Genomic DNA, 19,449 nt, shown 5'->3' on the forward strand with positions numbered 1-19,449 from the left:
TGAGAAAAATGTTGAGAAGTTTTCGCGGAGGAGTGCATCCTAACGATCAGAAAGGCTACACAGCTGATAAACCGATTGAAGTTGCACCTCTGCCAAATAAAGTTGTAATTCCTGTTAGACAACATATTGGTGCACCGTGTTCGCCTTTGGTAAAAAAAGGTGATAAGGTTAAAAAAGGACAACTTATTGCTAAAAGCGATGCATTTGTTTCTGCCAATATCCATGCATCTGTATCAGGTACAGTAGTTGATGTTGGAGAATATCCACATCCAGGCTTTGGAAAGTGCCAAGCTATTGTTATTGAAAATGATGGCTTAGATGAGTGGGTAGAAGGAATTCCTGTAGAAAGGGATTGGGAAAAGCTAACTGCAGATGAATTGAAGAACTTGATTAAAGAAGGCGGCATTGTTGGAATGGGTGGAGCTACATTTCCAACTCATGTTAAACTTACCCCGCCTAAGGATAAGAAAGTTGACACATTTATTCTAAATGCAGCTGAGTGTGAACCATATTTGACAGCAGACTACAGAATGATGATAGAGCATCCAGATCTTATACTTACTGGTATCAAGATAGTAATGAAAGTACTTGGAGTTACTAAAGGATATGTTGGTATTGAGGATAATAAACCTAAGGCAATAAGTACTATGCAAAAAGTATTTGAAGGATCAGGAATAGAAGTTGTTGGATTACCAACTAAGTACCCACAAGGTGCTGAAAAAATGCTTATTAAAGCTTTAGTTGACAGAGAAGTTCCATCAGGTGGTTTACCAGCAGATGTTGGTGTAGTTGTTCAAAATGTTGGTACTGTTGTAGCTATTAACGATGCAGTAACAAAGGGAATTCCTTTAATTCAAAGAGTTACAACTATAAGTGGAAAAGTTGTAAACGAACCTAAGAATCTTCTTCTTAGAATTGGTACTACTTTTGGTCAAGCTATTGAATATTGTGGAGGACTAAAAGAAACACCTGAAAAGCTTATCAGCGGTGGTCCTATGATGGGAATGGCTGAATCAAACTTAAATATACCTGTAATTAAAGGAACATCTGGAATATTAGTATTAGGTAAGAGTGATGTTAACTCTGGTAAACAATCACCATGTATTTCTTGTGGACGATGTGTAAGAGTATGTCCTATGCATTTAAATCCAAGTATGCTTAGTCAGCTTGGTGAACGTAATATGTATGAAGATGCTAAAGAAAAGTACAATCTATTAGATTGTGTAGAATGTGGAAGTTGTGTTTATATATGTCCTGCTAAACGTAACATTGTACAATATATAAAATATTGTAAGGCTCAAAACGCAGCTAAAGCAGCTAAAGCCAAAGCAGCTAAAGCCAAAGCTGAAGCTGCAGTAAAATAGGAGGTGACTTAAATGGCTGAAGTACAATTGAAACAAAATACGTTTACAGTTTCTGCATCACCACATGTTCGCTCAGATGAATCAATTTCAAAAATCATGTGGAATGTTAATCTGGCATTAGCACCAGCAGCAATCTTTGCTGTATTTCATTTTGGTTTGCCAGCTTTTGGAACAATGCTTTCAGGTATTATATCTGCAGTGCTTGTAGAGTATATTATTGAGAAAGTAAGAAAAAAACCTATAACTATTAATGATGGAAGTGCATTTTTAACAGGATTATTATTAGCTATGTGCTTGCCGCCAAATATACCTTGGTATATGACAGCTTTTGGTTCATTTATGGCTATAGCTATAGCTAAACATGCTATGGGCGGACTTGGATATAATATTTTTAACCCAGCTCATATAGGAAGAGCAGCTGTTTTAGCTTCATGGCCAGTTGCAATGACTACATGGACACATATGACTACTAGTGTCAATGCTGTAACATCTGCTACACCATTAGGAATTTTAAAATTACAAGGATATCAAAAGCTTATAGAAACTTTTGGAAGTAGATCAGAATTATATAAATCAATGTTTTTGGGATTCCGTAATGGCAGTCTTGGTGAAACTTCAACAATTTTACTTGTCCTTGGAGGAATTTATTTAATTTATAAAGGATATATACACTGGCAAGTACCAGTTACAATGATTGCAACTGTAGGTATTATAACTTGGATATTTGGAGGAACATCAGGATTATTTAGTGGAGATCCTATATTTAATATGATGGCAGGTGGATTAGTATTAGGAGCATTCTTTATGGCTACTGATATGGTTACTACACCTATTACTCTAAAGGGACAAATTGTTTTTGCTTTTGGTGCTGGTCTTATTACTGCGTTAATTAGGTTGAAAGGCGGTTATCCAGAAGGTGTTTGTTATTCTATCTTACTTATGAATGCTGTTACACCTTTAATTGATCGTTTTATGCCTCCAGTAAAATTTGGGGCGAAGAGGGGGTAATTTAGATGGCTGAAAATGTTCAAAAGAAATATAGTATTCTTCAGATAGCAATGAATTTGGCTATAACTTGCTTTGTATCAGGAGCTATTCTTGGAGCTGCATATTATTTTACTCATCCAATAGCGGTACAAAAAAGTAAACAAGCTACACAACAAAAAATGCAAAAATTAGTTGCAGGTGCGGATTCTTTTAATGCTGTTCCAGGAAAAACTGATTGGTATGCAGCACAAAAAGGTGGTAAAACTATGGCTTATATAGTTCCGGAAGCACCAGTTGGTTATGGCGGACCAGTTAAGATGCTGGTTGCAGTTGATGCTCAGGGTAAGGTTATAGATTATGATATTACTGAAGCTAATGAGACACCGGGACTTGGAGCAAATGCAAGTAAGGACTCTTTTAGAAGTCGATTTAAAGGAAAGGCTTCAGGTGATCTAGAAGTAGTTAAAGAGCCAACTACGACTAAAATTCAAGCTATGACAGGAGCTACAATTACTTCAAAAGCTGTAACTAAGGGTGTCAAAGAAGCTGTAGATGACGTTAATCAACTTAAGGGAGGTAAGTAAGCATGGAGAAAAAAGATAGTTTATGGAGTATATATAAAAAAGGTCTAATTGCTGAAAACCCAATATTTGTGCTGGCATTGAGTCTTTGTCCTTCATTAGCTGTAACTGGTTCAGTTCAAACCGCTTTAACTATGGGTTTGTCAGTTTTATTTGTTATAACTGCTAATAATACTGTTGTATCTCTGATAAGAAATATAGTAAATCCTAAAGTTCGTGTACCTGTATATATCACATCTATAGCAACTATTGTTACACTTGTTGAATTGATATTGCAGGCGGTTTCTCCAGCATTGTATAGTGCACTTGGAATATACTTAGACTTGGTAGTTGTTTTTGCCATAATCTTAGCACGTGCAGAGACATTTGCTTCGAAGAATAAGGTAATTCCTTCTTTCTTTGATGGATTAGGTATGGGAAGTGGCTTTTGTCTTGCTATGCTTTTAATAAGTGTAATTCGTGAAGTAATTGGAGCAGGTACTTTATGTGGAATCCGTGTACTTCCAGCTTCATATCAACCTATTTTATTAATGATTTTAGCACCAGGAGCTTTTATATTAATAGGATTTTTAGTTGCAATGTTTAAAGTTATAAATGAGAAGGCACAAGAGCGTAAAGCAGAGAGAGGTGAAGCATAATGACATACTTAGGTATTTTCATAAGTTCAGTACTTATAAACAACTATGTTTTAACTAAATTCTTAGGACTTTGTATATTCTTTGGTGTTTCTAAGAGTTTTGATGCATCAGTTGGTATGGGTATGGCAGTTACTTCAGTTTTAACAATGAGTTCGGCACTTGCGTGGGTTATTTATAATTTTGTATTAGTACCGTTCCATTTGGAATTCTTAAAGACAATTGTATTTGTATTGTTGATAGCAAGTTTTGTACAACTCTTGGAGTTGATAATTAAGAAACAGGCACCTGCTTTATACAATATGTGGGGTATATACTTACTATTAATCGCTACAAACTGCATAGTTCTTTCAGTACCACTTTTGAATGTTCAAAATGACTATAATTTCTTAGAAAGTTTAGTTAATGCAATTGCTTCTGGTTTAGGATTTGCTTTAGCAATAACTTTAATGGCGAGTCTGAGAGAAAAACTGAATTTGGCAGATGTACCTAAGCCATTACAAGGCCTTGGTGTTGCGTTTATTCTAGCAGGTATGTTAGCCTTATCATTCCTTGGTTTTTCAGGTATGAAGGTAGTATAAGGTTATAGAATAGAAAGGAGCTGAGGAGTAATTATGAATACTGCAATAATGGTTGTAGTTGTAATGACTGGTATAGGTATAGTTTTTGGTCTTGTTTTAGCTTTAACAGATAAAAAATTTGCTATGGAAGTAAATCCATTAATCGAATTAGTTGAGGATGAACTTCCCAAAGGACAATGTGGTGGATGTGGATATGCTGGATGTAAAGCTTATGCTGAAGCAGTAGTTTTAAATGAAGATGTACCACCAAACTTATGTGTTCCAGGTAAAGAGCCTGTAGCAAGAGCTGTAGCAAAATTAACTGGCAAGACAGCAGCAAAAGTTGAACCAAGATATGCACATGTTAGATGCGGCGGAAATCTTGATAATGCTGTTAGAAAATATAAATATGAAGGTATAAAAGATTGTGTTGCAGCAAACTTATTACAAGGTGGTCCAAAAGAGTGTCAGTATGGATGTATTGGACTTGGAACTTGTGTTAATAATTGTCCATTTGGAGCATTGAGTCTTGGAACAAATGGGTTACCAGTAGTTGATACAAAAAAATGTACAGGCTGCGGAAAATGTGAATCGGTTTGTCCTAAGAAAGTTATAAGTTTGTTACCAACAAAAGCACATGTATGTGTTGAATGTAATTCACATGATAAAGGTGCTGTTGTTCGTAAAGCTTGTAAAGCTGGATGTTTAGGCTGCGGACTTTGTGCAAGAAATTGTGAACATGGAGCAATCAAAGTTGAAAATAACTTAGCTGTAGTTGACACTCATGTTTGTATTGAAAAATGCAGTGAAGCTGCATGCTTAGCTAAGTGTCCAACAAAGGCTATTCAATCTATAATTGGAGATTTAGGAATACAAGCTAAGACAAAGCAAGAAATTGCTGCTAACACTTCGGATAAAAACTAATATATAATAAATATTGAAATAGTTATTATAAATAAAATACGTCCATGTGGGTTATCTACATGGACGTATTTTTTATAAAAACTATATTGAAAGTTTATTTAGGTGCTTAACCAGCATATTGCTGCAAATTCCAATGAAATATCCTGTAACGATACCAGAGATTAAAAGTACAGGAAGATATACATATATTCTAAAATCTTTTATTATAATAGCAGCCACAAGTAATTGACCTATATTATGAAATATGGCACCGGTTATGCTTATAGTCCATAGACTTACAGAATTTTTAAAATATCTATACATCAATATCATGACTACATTACTTAAAATTCCTCCAGCTATGCTAAACATAAAAGACGACATATTTCCTGTAAGCATTGAGCCCAATATAGTTCTTAAAAACATAATAATAAGTGCTTCTTTCCAACCTAATGTGATTAATGCGGCAAGAGAAACTATATTTGCAAGTCCAAGTTTAATTCCAGGAAAGATAACTGGGATCTGTGATTCCACTATGTATATTGCTAATGCAATTCCAGTAAGTAAACTCATTAGAACCATTTTTTTTGTTTTATTCATACTACACCTCTATTAAAATTTAAAATTATAAATTTTAAGCTAAAATGCTGTTGAATTATCCTGATATTTGATCAACTTTTGAATTCTTGCCGTTTATTTTGATTATGAGTTTATGTGGTAAGCATGCAGCTGTTTGACCGGCATCTGATATCCAACCTGTTTTAACACAAATTTTATCAGGACAATTTGCATCTAAGAACCTTATCCTCCCTTTTTCATATTCTATTACATTATAGTTATTTTTGTCATATGATACTTTAAGTTGATTCGTTCCCTTAACAGTATCTAAATCTATACTTTTAATTACCTTGCCATTTTGTTTTATAATAGCTATATGGTGGGAACCCTTTACATATTGTTTATATCCAAATACGCCTATAGAACTTATTAAAATCAAAGATAATACTATAAGTATTACGATTTTATCACCTTTTTTCATTTTTGATAACCTTCTTTCTTAGTTAGAATTTTTTATTATGAAATGCAATTATAAAAAACTTTTAACACACATAATATTTTACCATAAGATAAGTCTATATATATCGAGAATTTTAGGCAAGAGGATAATAAATATTTATTATTATAAGAGGAGGACAAAGCGTGAAAATTTTAAAGTTTTTTTTGATTTTTATACCTATTAGTATAATTTCTGAAATGCTTAAAATAAATTCAGTGCTAAATTTTATTTTTTCATGTTTAGCTATTATACCATTAGCAGGATTAATGGGAGAAGCTACAGAACAAATATCTGTGTATTCAGGGCCTAAAATGGGCGGATTTTTAAATGCTGCTTTTGGAAATGCTACAGAACTTATAATTTCTTTTTTTGCATTAAAAAGAGGCTTAATTGATGTTGTAAAGGCTTCTATAGTTGGATCTGTTATAGGAAATATTCTATTAGTGCTTGGATTTAGTATGCTTCTTGGAGGTGCTAAGTATAAAATACAAAAATTTAATAAGAAAACGACTGAAGTTTCTTCAAGTATGTTATTATTTGCAGTTATAGGTCTTTGTATACCGGCTTTATTTACACATACTATAAATAAGAAATTGCTTACATATAAATATGAGTGGTTGAGTTTAGTAGTAGCTGGTATTATGTTTTTTATATATTTATTGAGTTTATATTTTTCTTTTTATACCCATAAGGATTTGTATGTTTTAGAATATGAAGAAGAGAAGGATGAAAAGTGGAGTTTAAGGAAGGCACTTACAGTACTTTTAATAAGCACTATTATTGTTGCACTAGAGAGTGAAATATTAGTTGGTTCAGTGGATTCAATGGCTAAAACACTAAAGATCAGTGAAACATTTATTGGAATAATAATAATTCCTATTATAGGCAATGCAGCAGAACATAGTACTGCCGCTGTAATGGCAATTAAGAATAAAATGGACTTGTCCATAGAAATAGCCATAGGATCAAGTTTACAAATAATATTGTTTGTGGCACCTGTATTAGTTTTCTTAAGTTTGTTATTTACACCTATGAGCATAATCTTAAATGAATTTGAACTTGCAGCATTAATAGCGTCTGCACTTATAGTAAATCGTGCAGCTAGTGACGGCGAGTCCAATTGGTTAGAAGGAGTTCAACTCATAGCCGTGTATCTTATAATAGCAGTTTCATTTTTGATATAGAAATGTAAAGTAAATGTATTAAAAGAACAATTATGCATATAATAATGAATATAATTCATGCTGTAGATAATTAAACTATAATTGTCTACAGCGTAAAGATTTTGGAGGTTTTATGTAAATGTTAAATGGTACAGTAAAATGGTTTAATGATGAAAAAGGATATGGATTCATATCTGGGGAAGATGGAAGTGACGTTTTTGTTCATTATTCATCAATAGCAGGAGAAGGAAGTAGAAGAAACTTGGATGAAGGTCAAAGAGTTTCTTATGATGTAGTTGATACTCCTAAAGGTCCTCAAGCTTCAAATGTAAAAAAATTATAAGATCTACATAAAAATAAATCCTTTTAATTTAAAAGGATTTATTTTTTGCCTAAAATTTTTTAATTGAACAGCATTTAAATATTTCTAAAAAGTCATAAGTATGATATAATAAATACGAACTATATTGTAAGTTATCATAAAAATGTTCGGAAATTAGAGAGTAAGGAGAAATAAGTATGATGAATTCTGTTAGAAGAATATTTGTAGAGAAAAAAAGAGGCTTTGACGTAGAAACTCAAAATTTATTGAGTGATTTAAAAGAGAGCTTAAATATTTCTAGTGTACAAAATATTAGAATTGTAAATCGCTACGATATTGAAGGCGTAAGTGACAATGAATATAAAAAATCAATAAGTACTATTTTCTCAGAAAAGACAGTTGATATGGTTTACGAAGAGAAAATGGATATTGATAAAAATGATAAGGTTTTTGCAGTAGAATATTTGCCGGGACAATATGATCAAAGGGCAGATTCTGCATCCCAATGTGTTCAAATACTTACTGAAGGTAAAAAACCGGATATTTCATCTGCAAAGTTATATATATTAAGCGGAAATATATCAGAAGAAGAGTTAGAGAAAATTAAAAGTTACTGCATAAATCTTGTTGATTCTAGGGAAGCATCTCTTACTAAACCTGAAAGCCTAAGAATGTCAATTGAAGTACCAGAGAAAGTTAAAACATTAGATAATTTTATAAATATGAATGACAGCGAACTAAAAGATTTTATGCAAAATCAAGGTCTTGCTATGAGTTTTGAAGATTTAAAGTTTTGTCAAGTATATTTTAGTGATACCGAAAAAAGAAATCCTACTATTACAGAAATAAAGGTTATAGATACTTATTGGTCCGATCACTGCAGACATACTACTTTTATGACTGAATTAAATGATGTAAGTATAGAAGATGGTAGATATAATGATCCACTTAAAAAAGCTTATAGTGAATATTTAGATATTAGAGAAGGACTTTATAAGGATAAAAAAAAGGCAAAGTCTCTAATGGATATAGCCACAATAGCAGCAAAAGAACTTAAAAAAGCTGGTAAATTAAAAGATCTAGATGAATCAGATGAAATAAATGCATGTAGTATAGTTGTAGATGCTAATGTCAATGGAAAGCTTGAAAAATGGCTGGTAATGTTTAAAAATGAAACACACAATCATCCAACTGAAATAGAACCTTTTGGAGGAGCTGCAACTTGCCTTGGAGGTGCTATAAGAGATCCTCTATCAGGAAGAGCATATGTATATCAAGCTATGAGAGTTACAGGAAGTGGGGATCCTAGAACACCAATTGAAAATACATTAGAAGGGAAACTCCCTCAAAAGAAACTTACTATAGGAGCAGCAAATGGATATAGTTCATATGGAAATCAAATAGGACTTGCTGCGGGTCAAATTACTGAAATATATGACGATGGATATGCAGCAAAGAGAATGGAAATAGGTGCTGTCCTCGGAGCTGCACCATATGAAAATGTTGTGAGAAAAGAACCTCAAGAAGGTGATGTAATAATACTTTTGGGAGGCAGAACTGGTAGAGATGGCTGCGGTGGAGCAACTGGATCTTCTAAAAAACATACTGAAAATTCACTATTAAGCTGTGGAGCAGAAGTTCAAAAGGGTAATCCTCCAACTGAAAGAAAAATTCAAAGACTTTTTAGAGATAAAAAGGTAACAACTTTAATAAAAAGGTGTAATGATTTTGGCGCAGGAGGTGTATCTGTAGCAATAGGAGAACTTACAGATGGATTGGACATAGATTTAGATTTAGTACCTAAAAAATATGAAGGACTTGACGGCACAGAGCTTGCAATATCTGAATCACAGGAACGTATGGCTGTAGTTACTGCAAAGGAAGATGGAGAAAAGTTCATAGAATATGCAAGAAAAGAAAATCTTGAAGCAGTTAAAGTTGCAAAAGTTACATCCAATAATAGACTTAGAATGTTTTGGAATGACAATGCAATTGTAGATTTAAGCAGGGATTTCTTAAATACTAATGGAGTTACTCAAAAAACAGATATAATAGTTAAATCACCAGAAGAAAGTAATAGTTACTTTAAAAACTTAGATAGTGTAGAAGATGTAAAAGTTAAATGGGTAAGTACTCTTAAAAATTTAAATGTATGCAGTCAAAAAGGACTTATAGAGAGATTTGATAGTACTATAGGTGCATCAACTGTAACAATGCCTTTTGGAGGAAAGTATCAAGATACTCCAGAAGAAGGTATGGCTGCAAAACTTCCAGTTTTAAATGGGGAAACAACTACTGGAACTATAATGACTTATGGCTTTGATCCAAACATAAGCAAGTGGAGTCCTTTCTATGGTGCTATCTATGCAGTAGTAGAATCAGCTGCTAAGATTGCTGTTTGCGGTGGAGATATAAGTAAGATAAGACTTACTTTCCAGGAGTACTTTGAAAAGCTTGGAAAAGATTCTGAAAGATGGGGAAAACCATTTGCAGCATTACTTGGAGCATTGTATGCACAAAGAAGGCTGGAGATTGCTGCTATAGGCGGAAAAGATAGTATGTCTGGTACTTTTAAAGATATGGATGTACCTCCAACACTAGTATCATTTGCAATTAATGTAGTTGATGTCAATAATGTAATATCAGCTGAATTTAAAAAAGCAGGAAGTAAAATAATTTTAGTACCGCTAGTTAAAGATGAGTATAATCTGCCCGATTTTGAAGTATTTAAAAAAAATATGGCTTCAGTAAAGAAAATGGTAAATGATAAGGTGATATTATCAGCTAGTACAATAAAAGCAGGCGGCATTTGTGAAGCTGTAAGCAAGATGAGTTTTGGAAATAGAATAGGTGCAAAAATTTCTAAAAACTTAAATAAAGAAGAGTTATTTATACCTCAATATGGAGCTTTAATAATAGAAGTTAATAGTGATGTAACTATAGACGACTATTTACATTCCGATAAGTATCGTGTTATTGGGGAAACTGTAGAGGAAAAGAGCATATTTGTAGAGAATGAAAAACTTGACATAGAAGAATTATATAGAGCATGGGAAGCTCCATTAGAAGCTGTATTCCCAACTAAGATAGAAGTTATAAAAGAAAAAATAGAAAATGTAGAGTTTAAAACTGAAAAGGTTAAGCTGCCATTAATAAAGATTGCAAAACCAAATGTATTTATTCCAGTATTTCCTGGGACAAACTGCGAATATGATTCGGCAAAAGCATTTGAAAAAGCAGGTGCAAATGTACAGACAATGGTCTTTAAAAACTTGACAGCACGAGATATAGAAAAGTCTGTAGATTGTATGGCAGATTATATATCAAAATCCCAGATAATAATGCTTCCCGGTGGATTTAGTGCAGGAGATGAACCAGATGGATCTGGTAAGTTCATAGCCGCGGTATTTAGAAATCATAAGATTAAAGATGCTGTAATGGAGCTTTTAAATAATAGAGATGGACTCATGATTGGAATATGCAATGGATTTCAGGCACTTATAAAACTAGGACTCGTACCATTTGGAGAAATAAGAGATATTGATGAAACGTGTCCAACTCTTACTTATAATAAAATTGGAAGGCATGTATCTCATGTAATAAATACTAAGATAGTATCAAATTTATCACCTTGGTTTAGTAATGTAAATGTTGGAGATATACATTCTATTGCAGTATCTCATGGTGAAGGAAGATTTGCAGCTAGCGAAGAAGTTTTAAATAAGCTTATAAAAAATGGTCAAATAGCCACTCAGTATGTTGACTTTAATGGAAATGCATCATATGATATAAGGTTTAATCCTAATGGATCGGTATATGCTGTTGAAGGCATAACAAGTCCTGATGGCAGGATATTAGGTAAAATGGGACATTCAGAAAGAAAAGGGGACAATGTGCTTAAAAATATTCCAGGATTAAAAGATCAAAAATTGTTTGAAGCTGGGGTGAATTATTTTAAATAAAGTATATTTATTTGAGTAAATGTAAATAATATAAGTGTAACTTTTTACTCATATTATAACATTTGGGGACTAGTATTTAGTACTAGTCCTTTTTGCATGTCAAATATAAGTTTGTTCTAAAATGTACAAAAAATTAATATAAATACTACAAAGATTATTGATAGGTATGATTTTAAATCAGCAATATTACTTTATGGAGGTTATAAAATGGACTTTGAGGAGTTAATAAAAAGAGATAGAGAAAAAAGGAAAAAAAGTAAATTTGTAGGTACATTTTTAGATTACTTAGAATTGGTAAAAAAAAATCCTAATATTGCAGGTCTTGCTCACAAAAGAATTTACGACATTATATCGAGCAAAGGTGTAGAAGTTTTAAAACCTGAGGAAAATCTTAGAGTAAGAAAAATATATGGAAATGAAACTATAAAAAGTTATGGCTTTTTTAAAAATGATTTTTTTGGAATTGATAAAGTTTTGATGAAGATAGCCAATTATTTCTATTCAGCAGCTATGGAGGGAGAAGAATCAAGACAAGTACTTTATCTAGTTGGTCCAGTTGGATCAGGAAAATCATCTATAGTTGAATCAATAAAAAGAGCTCTTGAAGAAAGTGAACCAATATTTAGTCTAGAAGGCTGTCCTATGAGAGAAGAGCCGCTTCACCTTATACCTAAACATTTAAGACATGAATTTCAAGAAAAGTTAAATGTAAAAATTGAGGGAGATTTATGTCCAAAATGCAGGTATAGATTAAAGGAGGAATTTGGTGGAGAATATGAAAAGTTTCCTGTAGCTAAAACGGAATTTTCCATAAGATCTAGAAAGGGCATAGGAGTTGTACCTCCAGTTGATCCAAATAATCAAGATACCTCCGTCTTAGTAGGATCTGTTGACATATCTAAAATGGATTTATATCCAGAAGATGATCCTAGAATATTTTCATTAAATGGTGCTTTTAATATAGGAAATAGAGGAATAGTTGAATTTATAGAAGTATTTAAAAATGATGTTGAATATCTTCATACTATAATAACTGCAACTCAAGAAAAATCAATACCATCCCCAGGTAAAGGCTCTATGATATATTTTGATGGAGTCATAATTGCACATTCAAACGAAGCTGAATGGGATAAATTTAAGTCAGATCATACAAATGAAGCAGTATTAGATAGAATAGTAAAAGTTGAAGTGCCGTATTGTCTTGAATTAAATGAAGAAATTAAGATATATAAAAAGATATTAAGTAAGAGTAACTTTAAAGCACACATATCACCTCATACTATTGAAGTTGCTGCCATGTTTGCTATTTTAACAAGACTTAAGCCTTCAAATAAGGTGGATCAACTTACAAAATTGAAGATATATAATGGAGAAGAAATAGTTGAAAAAGGTACTACAAAGAGAATAGATATAACGGAACTTAGAGAAGAAGCAGGAAGTAGAGAAGGTATGGATGGAATATCCACAAGATTTATAATAAAATCAATAGATAATGCCCTTTCAAACTCCGAGTTTGACTGTATAAATCCTTTAAGTGTTATGGACAGCATAATAAAGTCAATACGTGATCTGGACGCAGCTGATGATTTGAAGAAAAAGTACCTGGCATTTGTACAAGATACTATAAGAAAAGAGTATAACAAGATATTAGAGAAAGAAATTACTAAAGCCTTTATACAAAGTTTTAGAGAACAAGCAGAAAGCTTATTTAATAACTATTTGGATCATTCAGAAGCTTATGTAAATAAGACTAAAATTAAGGATAATTCAACTGGAGAACAATTAGAACCAGATGAAAACTTTATGAGATCAATCGAGGAGCAAATAGGGATATCAGAAAGTTCAGCTAAAGGATTTAGATCAGATGTAACGTCATATATGTTTTATATGATGAGAAAAGGAGAAAAACTAGAGTATACATCATATGAACCACTAAAAGAAGCCATTGAGAAAAAGATTACTTCATCTGTAAGGGAAATGTCACGTATTATTACAAAGTCAAAAGTTAGGGATAAAGAACAGGATGAAAAGTATAATTCGATGGTTGAGGAAATGAAGAAAAATGGATATTGTGATCACTGCTGCGATGTAATACTTAAATATGCGGCTAACAACTTATGGAAGGATTGATAGTATGGCTGTATTTAGGGAATTTAGTCCGATAGATCATGATAGGGCAGTTGAAGATAGGAGAAGGAATAGAGAACTAGTAGATGATTCAATAAAGAAAAATTTAGTTGACATATTATCTGAAGAAAGTATAGTTGGACAAACAAATAAAAATAAAAAAATAAAGATTCCAATTAAGGGACTCAAAGAATATAGGTTTATGTATGGAAGAAATGTTCCTGAAGTTGGCAGTGGAAATGGCTCAGAAAAAAGGGGCGATGTAATAGGTATATCAAGGGACGGAAATAAAAAGGGCAAAAGTGGAGCTGGAAATGAAGAAGGCGAAGATATATATGAAACTGAAGTTACAATTGAAGATATAATAGAGTATATATTTGATGATTTGAATCTTCCTAATTTAAATAAAAAGAAATTTTCTGAAATTGTATTTGAATCATCCAAGAAAAAATGTGGATATCAGAAAAAAGGTATACCACCTAGGCTTGCCAAAAAAAGAACAGTAGTTGAAAAGTTAAAAAGAAAACAGGGAATGAAGCGTGCACTTTTACAAAATCAAAATTCAGATAAGATAAATGACGAAGTTAAAGATAGATATAGATTAGAAGATGGAAAATTAATAGGTAGATTTCCATTTAAAGATGACGATTTGAGATATTATAGAGTCAAACCTGTAAAGAAAAAGGAATATAATGCAGTTGTAATTTGCATTATGGATACATCTGCTTCTATGGATCCAAATAAGAAGTATTTAGCAAGGTCCTTTTACTTTATGCTGTATCATTTTGTTAAAATGAAATACTCAAATGTTGAAATAGTATTTATTGCACATTCAACAGTTGCAAAAGTAGTTACGGAAAATGAGTTTTTCCATAAAGTTGAATCGGGTGGAACATATATATCAAGTGGATACAATAAAGCACTTGAAATAATAGATGAAAAATACAATCCAGGTATATGGAATATATATGCGTTTCATGTGAGCGATGGTGATAATTGGAGTGAAGACAACAATAGAGCAGTAAAATCTGCAAATAAACTTTGTGATGTATGTAATTTATTTGGATATGCTGAGATAATGTCATATGGGTATATAAGTGCTATAAAAAAGAGGTATTTAAGTGAAGTACAAAGAAAAAACTTTGTACCAGTATCCATAAAAAAGAAAGAAGATATGTGGAATGCTTTAAAGAAGATGCTTACAGTAGATACAAAAAATGATATAGAATGATAGGAGGTTTAGTAACTTGGAGTATACTTTAAAAGAACTTGAATACTGGAATGAAAAGATTGAAGAAATAGCAAAAGACTCTGGGCTTGATTACTATCCTCAAGAGTTTGAAATCATAAATTACAATGATATGCTTGCCTATGAAGTATATCTAGGAATGCCTTCTATGTACCCTCATTGGAGCTTTGGAAAAGGATATGAAAGACTTAAGACACTTTACAGTTATAATCTAACTGGATTACCTTATGAAATGGTTATAAACTCTAATCCATGTATAGCTTATTTAATGAAAGATAATACCATGTTACTTCAAATACTCACCATAGCTCATGTATATGGGCATAATGATTTTTTTAAAAACAATAGATTATTTAAGACTGCTACAAATGCAAAGTATACAGTTGAAATGTTTAAAAATCATGCAGATATTGTGAGATCATATATAAATGATCCCAGTATAGGTTATATAGAAGTTGAAAAAGTGCTAAATGCAGCTCATGCTTTAAAATTCCAAACTAACAGAGCTGTAGGATTTAAATATTTAAGTGATGAGGAGATAAGAAAAAGAAAAATTGAAGATTACAAAAGTGAAAATGTATACCACAGCACAATAATTCCTACAAAAGAAAAAGATCCCCCTGATGTTGAAAAGATTCCCCAGGAACCAGTTGAAGATATTCTAGGTTTTATATCAAAGTACGGTGAACTCAGTGAATGGCAGAAGAATATAGTTGACATAGTCAGGAAGGAAACAATGTATTTTATTCCGCAGATTGAAACTAAAATAATGAATGAAGGTTGGGCAAGTTTTTGGCATTACAATATATTGAAAAAGTTAGACTTGCCGCCTGATTTATATATAGAGTTTATAAAAAGGCATAATGATGTAATTGTACCGCTTCAAGGAAGCATAAATCCTTATTTCTTGGGATTTGAGATGTATAAGGATTTAAATCAAAAATATGGACTTGAGAAAATATTTGAAGTTAGGTCAATGGAGAGAGATTCCTCTTTCATTAGAAGGTATTTTACAAAAGAGTTATGTGAAAAATTAAATTTGTTTAAGTATATTGAAAAGGATAAAAAATATGTGATAAAAGAAGTTTCTGATGAAAGTGGATGGAAGGAAATAAGGGATGTTTTAAGTAACTCTTGTGGTACTGGAACTATTCCATATATAAGAATTACAGATTGTTCAAGATTAGATAAAACGCTCACATTACAGCATGCTTTTGATGGAAGAGAGCTGCAACTTGAGTATACAGTAGAAACACTTAAGTATATTGTAGACTTATGGAAACACAAAGTTGTTTTAGAAACATATTTAGATGGAAAAAAGATAAAAATAATATGCGATGAAAATAAGGTGATTTATACGTAACTTTGATCAAGAAAGGATATATTTCTGAAATTTAGAGATATATCCTTAAAACAAATTTATAGTGCCATGGATGGAAAATTGATGCATTTGTTTTCATCCAAATTAAACATTAAATCATATTTTGAACAGCTTGACTTGCTGCACCTTTCATAAGATTATCTATTGCTGAACCAACAATTCTTCGATTAGTTCTTAAATCAAGCCTTAAACCTATATGACACATATTAGAACCTTTAACTCATTTTGTTTCAGGCATGAAATCTACTATTTTTACAAAGTTCTTTAAGTGATCATAGTTCAGTTCATGGAAGGACTATGGGGCATTAGCTGTAACAGGTCAGCCAAAATACCAGGAAGATTTTAAGCCACTTATAGGTGAAGTAAAAAGTGCTAAGTTTAATAATATAAAGGAATTAAAAGCTAAAATAAATGGGAAGGTGTGTGCTGTAGTAATAGAGCCGATACAGGGAGAATGTGGAATAAATGCTGCCACTATTGAGTATTTACAAGCAGCTAGGGAGCTATGCGAAAAGTATGATGCACTCCTTATATTTGATGAAATACAATGTAGTGTAGGTAAACTTGGTACTCTTTTTGCATATCAAAAATTTGGAGTAGTTCCTGATGTAGTTTGCATGGCAAAAGGGTTAGGCGGGGATTTCCTATAGGAGCAGTTATGACTAATGAAAAAGCTTCTGTGCTTGTACCAGGGGATCATGGAAGTACTTTCGGAGGAAATCCATTAGCTTTTGCTGTTAGCTTAGCTGCTTTAAATGAACTAATAGATGATAGAATTATAGAAAAAGTAGATGCTAAAAGTACATAAACAAAGAATAAAGTAAATAAATGTATATTTGAAAATAAAATAATAAAGTGACTGCGTATTTAATTTTTCGATTTGAATTGGCTTTTTTAAATTGTTATAATATTAAATGCCTGTATAATGTTTAGGCATTTTGTAAGAAGGTGAAAAGCATGGAGCGACAGATGTTTATTGACAAACTAGCGGAATTATTATTCCGATTAGATTTTGATGAAGAGGCGAAAATTGATGCATTGAAATATATCTCTACTCATTATTGTTTTATTTCTAAAGCTTCCAACAAGGCTTATATTAGAGAGAATGATGAGTACCCAATAAGAAAAATAAAACCTCATACTAGACTTATGATATTGATATATAAGATGGTAGCTTTGAGGAATACATATTATGAAAAAGGATTACCTGAAGATGTTTTGTTTGATACCTTATCAGATGTAACGCTTCGTCAAAGGATGTATCTAAAACAGTATGGTAAACTGGGATTATCAGATGAAGATATAATGTGGTTAAAACATATTTATGAATTAAATATTTTCAAGCTGGGTTCTTTGCAGTTTGAAATAGGACAAATGGAGTATTTGACATGGAAAGGTCTCGTATATTTTGATGGAATCTCGAAAAAGCTTCATGAAGGCATGCCAATTTTAAACGTTCACATTCGTAGAGAAGTGGATTTGTCAAAAGAGGCAGTAGATGAATCTTTTAAGAGAGCAGAGGGCTTTTTTACAAAATACTTTCCTGAGCATAATTTTTTAGCATACACTTGCAACTCATGGATGTTGTATTCAGGAAATCAGCGGCTGTTGACTTCATCTAGTAGTATTTTGGGTTTCGCGAGAAGATTTGAGCTTATAGGCGAAAGTAATACAAATGATATGGCTATAAAGTATATATTTGGAAAAAGATATAGAAAGAAGAAAGATTATCCTCAAGAAACGAGTCTACAAAAGAATGCACTAAATAATTTAAAACATTTGGGTGTAGGATGTGGTATTATATGGAGAAAGAACAAGCATTAATTATAATATATTGATAAAAATAGGAGGAGCTAAAATGAAGAAAAGAAATTTAATAATCGTTTCGATACTTACACTTTCCATATTTATGACAGCTTGTGGAAAAAGTAATGTTCAAGAGGCAAAAAAATCCTCAAAGAGTTCTGAAATCACATTTATGATTCCAGAGTGGGGAGTACCTTCAAATGACATGTTAAATGAGTTTACAAAGGAGACAGGCATCAAAGTAAATGTAGATACTGTTTCTTGGGATGATATTCGAAATAAGGTTTCTGTAGCTGCGAATGGAAAAAAGGCAGCGGCTGACGTTATGGAAGTGGATTGGTCATGGATTGGTGAGTTTTCAAGTGCTGGTTGGTTAGAACCAGTAAATTTAGCAAAAGAGGACGTTAATGATATTCCAAGTATATCATCTTTTACTGTTGGTGGCAAAGTCCTAGCAGTACCATATGCTAATGATTTCCGCATCGGATATTATAATACAGATATTTATCAAAAAGCAGGTCTTACTGAACCAAAGACTTGGGATGAAGTTGCTGAGCAAATGAAAGTTATAAAGGATAAAGGTTTATTAAAAAATCCTTATACTTTACCTCTTACTGCAGGAGAAGGAACAGCTACATCCTTGATCTGGATGACATACTTAAGAGATGGCAAAGTATTTAATGATGACAATACTTTAAATAAAGAAAATGTAATGAAATCTTTACAATTTACTGATAATATGATTAAAAAAGGATTAATAAATCCAGTAAACACTACATCTAAGGATATTGATACCTATAGGGAGCTTACTAATGGAGAAGCAGCATTTATGGTTGGACCTACTAATTTTGTAAGTAGGGTTAATGATGCAAAGCAATCTAAGGTAGTTGGGAAAATAATGCCAATATTACCTCCAGGAGGAACAGGAAAAGCAGCACAAACAATGGCATTAGTTGAAGGTATTGGTGTGAACAAGTATTCACAAAATAAGGAAGCAGCTGAAATTTTTGTGAAGTGGTATACTTCCAAGACTTCTCAAGCTAAACTATATGATACAAATAGTTCTATTCCAACAAGAACCTCTGTTTTAAAGGATTTAATTGACAGCGGTAAGATGAAGAATACTGGGGCAATGCTTGAAACTTCAAAGCTTATTAAATCTCCATTCCCAAATGGTGTGCCAAAATATTATTCAGAAATGAGCTCAGCTATATATAATGCAGTTAACAAAATGGCACTCGGACAATTAACTCCAGAGCAAGCCTTTGATGAAATGAATGCAAAAATAACTAAGTTGGCTAAATAGGTAAATACTAACAATAAAGAGGGAGGGAAACCTTCCTCCTTTCGCA

General features: G+C 32.3%; 16 protein-coding genes and 1 pseudogene. 15 read left to right on the plus strand and 2 right to left on the minus strand.

The genetic code is table 11. The annotated features are described in order from the left end of the window. The first annotated feature begins 8 nt into the window (after positions 1-8). Genes rsxC through rnfB form a run of 6 tightly spaced genes read left to right on the plus strand, consistent with a single transcriptional unit; the run spans position 9 to position 5,051 of the window. Complete coding sequence (rsxC, locus tag EBB51_RS05790; protein ID WP_123053597.1) at positions 9-1,364, plus strand: electron transport complex subunit RsxC; 1,356 nt, start codon at positions 9-11, stop codon at positions 1,362-1,364. 12 nt (positions 1,365-1,376) lie between these two features. After that, positions 1,377-2,372 carry an RnfABCDGE type electron transport complex subunit D gene (locus EBB51_RS05795; protein ID WP_123053598.1) on the plus strand — a complete coding sequence of 332 codons (996 nt, stop codon included), beginning with the start codon at positions 1,377-1,379 and terminating at the stop codon, positions 2,370-2,372. 5 nt (positions 2,373-2,377) lie between these two features. Next, positions 2,378-2,935 (plus strand): FMN-binding protein, encoded by a 558-nt coding sequence (locus EBB51_RS05800; RefSeq protein WP_123053599.1) that lies wholly within the window; start codon positions 2,378-2,380, stop codon positions 2,933-2,935. A 2-nt stretch (positions 2,936-2,937) separates the two neighbouring features. Then, the gene (gene rsxE / locus EBB51_RS05805; RefSeq protein WP_123053600.1) at positions 2,938-3,570 is read left to right on the plus strand and encodes an electron transport complex subunit RsxE; all 633 of its coding nucleotides are present in this window, start codon (positions 2,938-2,940) and stop codon (positions 3,568-3,570) included. Continuing rightward, positions 3,570-4,148: an RnfABCDGE type electron transport complex subunit A gene (locus EBB51_RS05810; RefSeq protein WP_123053601.1), complete on the plus strand. Its 579-nt coding sequence runs from the start codon at positions 3,570-3,572 to the stop codon at positions 4,146-4,148. The genes rsxE and EBB51_RS05810 overlap by 1 nt, the downstream gene beginning before the upstream one ends. A 33-nt stretch (positions 4,149-4,181) precedes the next feature. Beyond that, entirely contained in the window at positions 4,182-5,051 is an 870-nt protein-coding gene (rnfB, locus tag EBB51_RS05815; protein ID WP_123053602.1) for an RnfABCDGE type electron transport complex subunit B, read from the plus strand. Positions 5,052-5,132: 81 nt separating this feature from the next. On the opposite strand, the gene EBB51_RS05820 is transcribed toward rnfB, so the two are convergent. Further along, positions 5,133-5,630 (minus strand): Gx transporter family protein, encoded by a 498-nt coding sequence (locus tag EBB51_RS05820; protein ID WP_123053603.1) that lies wholly within the window; start codon positions 5,628-5,630, stop codon positions 5,133-5,135. Positions 5,631-5,685: 55 nt separating this feature from the next. Beyond that, positions 5,686-6,069: a NusG domain II-containing protein gene (locus tag EBB51_RS05825; RefSeq protein ID WP_123053604.1), complete on the minus strand. Its 384-nt coding sequence runs from the start codon at positions 6,067-6,069 to the stop codon at positions 5,686-5,688. A gap of 161 nt (positions 6,070-6,230) precedes the next feature. Between EBB51_RS05825 and cax the strand changes: the two genes are divergently transcribed. From cax to EBB51_RS05875, 9 genes and pseudogenes are all read left to right on the plus strand, one after another. Further along, positions 6,231-7,271, plus strand: a complete 1,041-nt coding sequence (cax, locus tag EBB51_RS05830; RefSeq protein WP_123053605.1) for a calcium/proton exchanger — start codon at positions 6,231-6,233, stop codon at positions 7,269-7,271. A 118-nt stretch (positions 7,272-7,389) separates the two neighbouring features. Continuing rightward, positions 7,390-7,593, plus strand: a complete 204-nt coding sequence (locus EBB51_RS05835) for a cold-shock protein (protein WP_123053606.1) — start codon at positions 7,390-7,392, stop codon at positions 7,591-7,593. Positions 7,594-7,769: 176 nt separating this feature from the next. Next, positions 7,770-11,534, plus strand: coding sequence for a phosphoribosylformylglycinamidine synthase (locus EBB51_RS05840; RefSeq protein ID WP_123053607.1), 3,765 nt, complete (start codon positions 7,770-7,772; stop codon positions 11,532-11,534). A 207-nt stretch (positions 11,535-11,741) separates the two neighbouring features. Beyond that, entirely contained in the window at positions 11,742-13,664 is a 1,923-nt protein-coding gene (locus EBB51_RS05845; RefSeq protein WP_123053608.1) for a PrkA family serine protein kinase, read from the plus strand. 4 nt (positions 13,665-13,668) lie between these two features. After that, complete coding sequence (gene yhbH, locus EBB51_RS05850) at positions 13,669-14,892, plus strand: sporulation protein YhbH (RefSeq protein WP_123053609.1); 1,224 nt, start codon at positions 13,669-13,671, stop codon at positions 14,890-14,892. A 16-nt stretch (positions 14,893-14,908) separates the two neighbouring features. Then, on the plus strand, positions 14,909-16,273 hold the full coding sequence (locus EBB51_RS05855; RefSeq protein ID WP_123053610.1) for a SpoVR family protein: 1,365 nt from the start codon (positions 14,909-14,911) through the stop codon (positions 16,271-16,273). Positions 16,274-16,644: 371 nt separating this feature from the next. Then, positions 16,645-17,099, plus strand: a pseudogene (locus tag EBB51_RS05865) (aminotransferase class III-fold pyridoxal phosphate-dependent enzyme). A gap of 149 nt (positions 17,100-17,248) precedes the next feature. Continuing rightward, on the plus strand, positions 17,249-18,115 hold the full coding sequence (locus EBB51_RS05870) for an acyltransferase domain-containing protein (protein ID WP_123053611.1): 867 nt from the start codon (positions 17,249-17,251) through the stop codon (positions 18,113-18,115). 34 nt (positions 18,116-18,149) lie between these two features. After that, positions 18,150-19,403 carry a sugar ABC transporter substrate-binding protein gene (locus EBB51_RS05875; RefSeq protein ID WP_123054992.1) on the plus strand — a complete coding sequence of 418 codons (1,254 nt, stop codon included), beginning with the start codon at positions 18,150-18,152 and terminating at the stop codon, positions 19,401-19,403. Positions 19,404-19,449 lie beyond the last annotated feature (46 nt).

This window comes from Clostridium sp. JN-1 (genome assembly GCF_003718715.1).
GTDB lineage: Bacteria > Bacillota > Clostridia > Clostridiales > Clostridiaceae > Clostridium_AV.

Coding starts and splice junctions, on each gene's coding strand:
- rsxC (WP_123053597.1), top strand. CDS start 9: ATGTTGAGAAGTTTTCGCGGAGGAGTGCATCCTAACGATCAGAAAGGC.
- EBB51_RS05795 (WP_123053598.1), top strand. CDS start 1,377: ATGGCTGAAGTACAATTGAAACAAAATACGTTTACAGTTTCTGCATCA.
- EBB51_RS05800 (WP_123053599.1), top strand. CDS start 2,378: ATGGCTGAAAATGTTCAAAAGAAATATAGTATTCTTCAGATAGCAATG.
- rsxE (WP_123053600.1), top strand. CDS start 2,938: ATGGAGAAAAAAGATAGTTTATGGAGTATATATAAAAAAGGTCTAATT.
- EBB51_RS05810 (WP_123053601.1), top strand. CDS start 3,570: ATGACATACTTAGGTATTTTCATAAGTTCAGTACTTATAAACAACTAT.
- rnfB (WP_123053602.1), top strand. CDS start 4,182: ATGAATACTGCAATAATGGTTGTAGTTGTAATGACTGGTATAGGTATA.
- EBB51_RS05820 (WP_123053603.1), bottom strand. CDS start 5,630: ATGAATAAAACAAAAAAAATGGTTCTAATGAGTTTACTTACTGGAATT.
- EBB51_RS05825 (WP_123053604.1), bottom strand. CDS start 6,069: ATGAAAAAAGGTGATAAAATCGTAATACTTATAGTATTATCTTTGATT.
- EBB51_RS05835 (WP_123053606.1), top strand. CDS start 7,390: ATGTTAAATGGTACAGTAAAATGGTTTAATGATGAAAAAGGATATGGA.
- EBB51_RS05840 (WP_123053607.1), top strand. CDS start 7,770: ATGATGAATTCTGTTAGAAGAATATTTGTAGAGAAAAAAAGAGGCTTT.
- EBB51_RS05845 (WP_123053608.1), top strand. CDS start 11,742: ATGGACTTTGAGGAGTTAATAAAAAGAGATAGAGAAAAAAGGAAAAAA.
- yhbH (WP_123053609.1), top strand. CDS start 13,669: ATGGCTGTATTTAGGGAATTTAGTCCGATAGATCATGATAGGGCAGTT.
- EBB51_RS05870 (WP_123053611.1), top strand. CDS start 17,249: ATGGAGCGACAGATGTTTATTGACAAACTAGCGGAATTATTATTCCGA.
- EBB51_RS05875 (WP_123054992.1), top strand. CDS start 18,150: ATGAAGAAAAGAAATTTAATAATCGTTTCGATACTTACACTTTCCATA.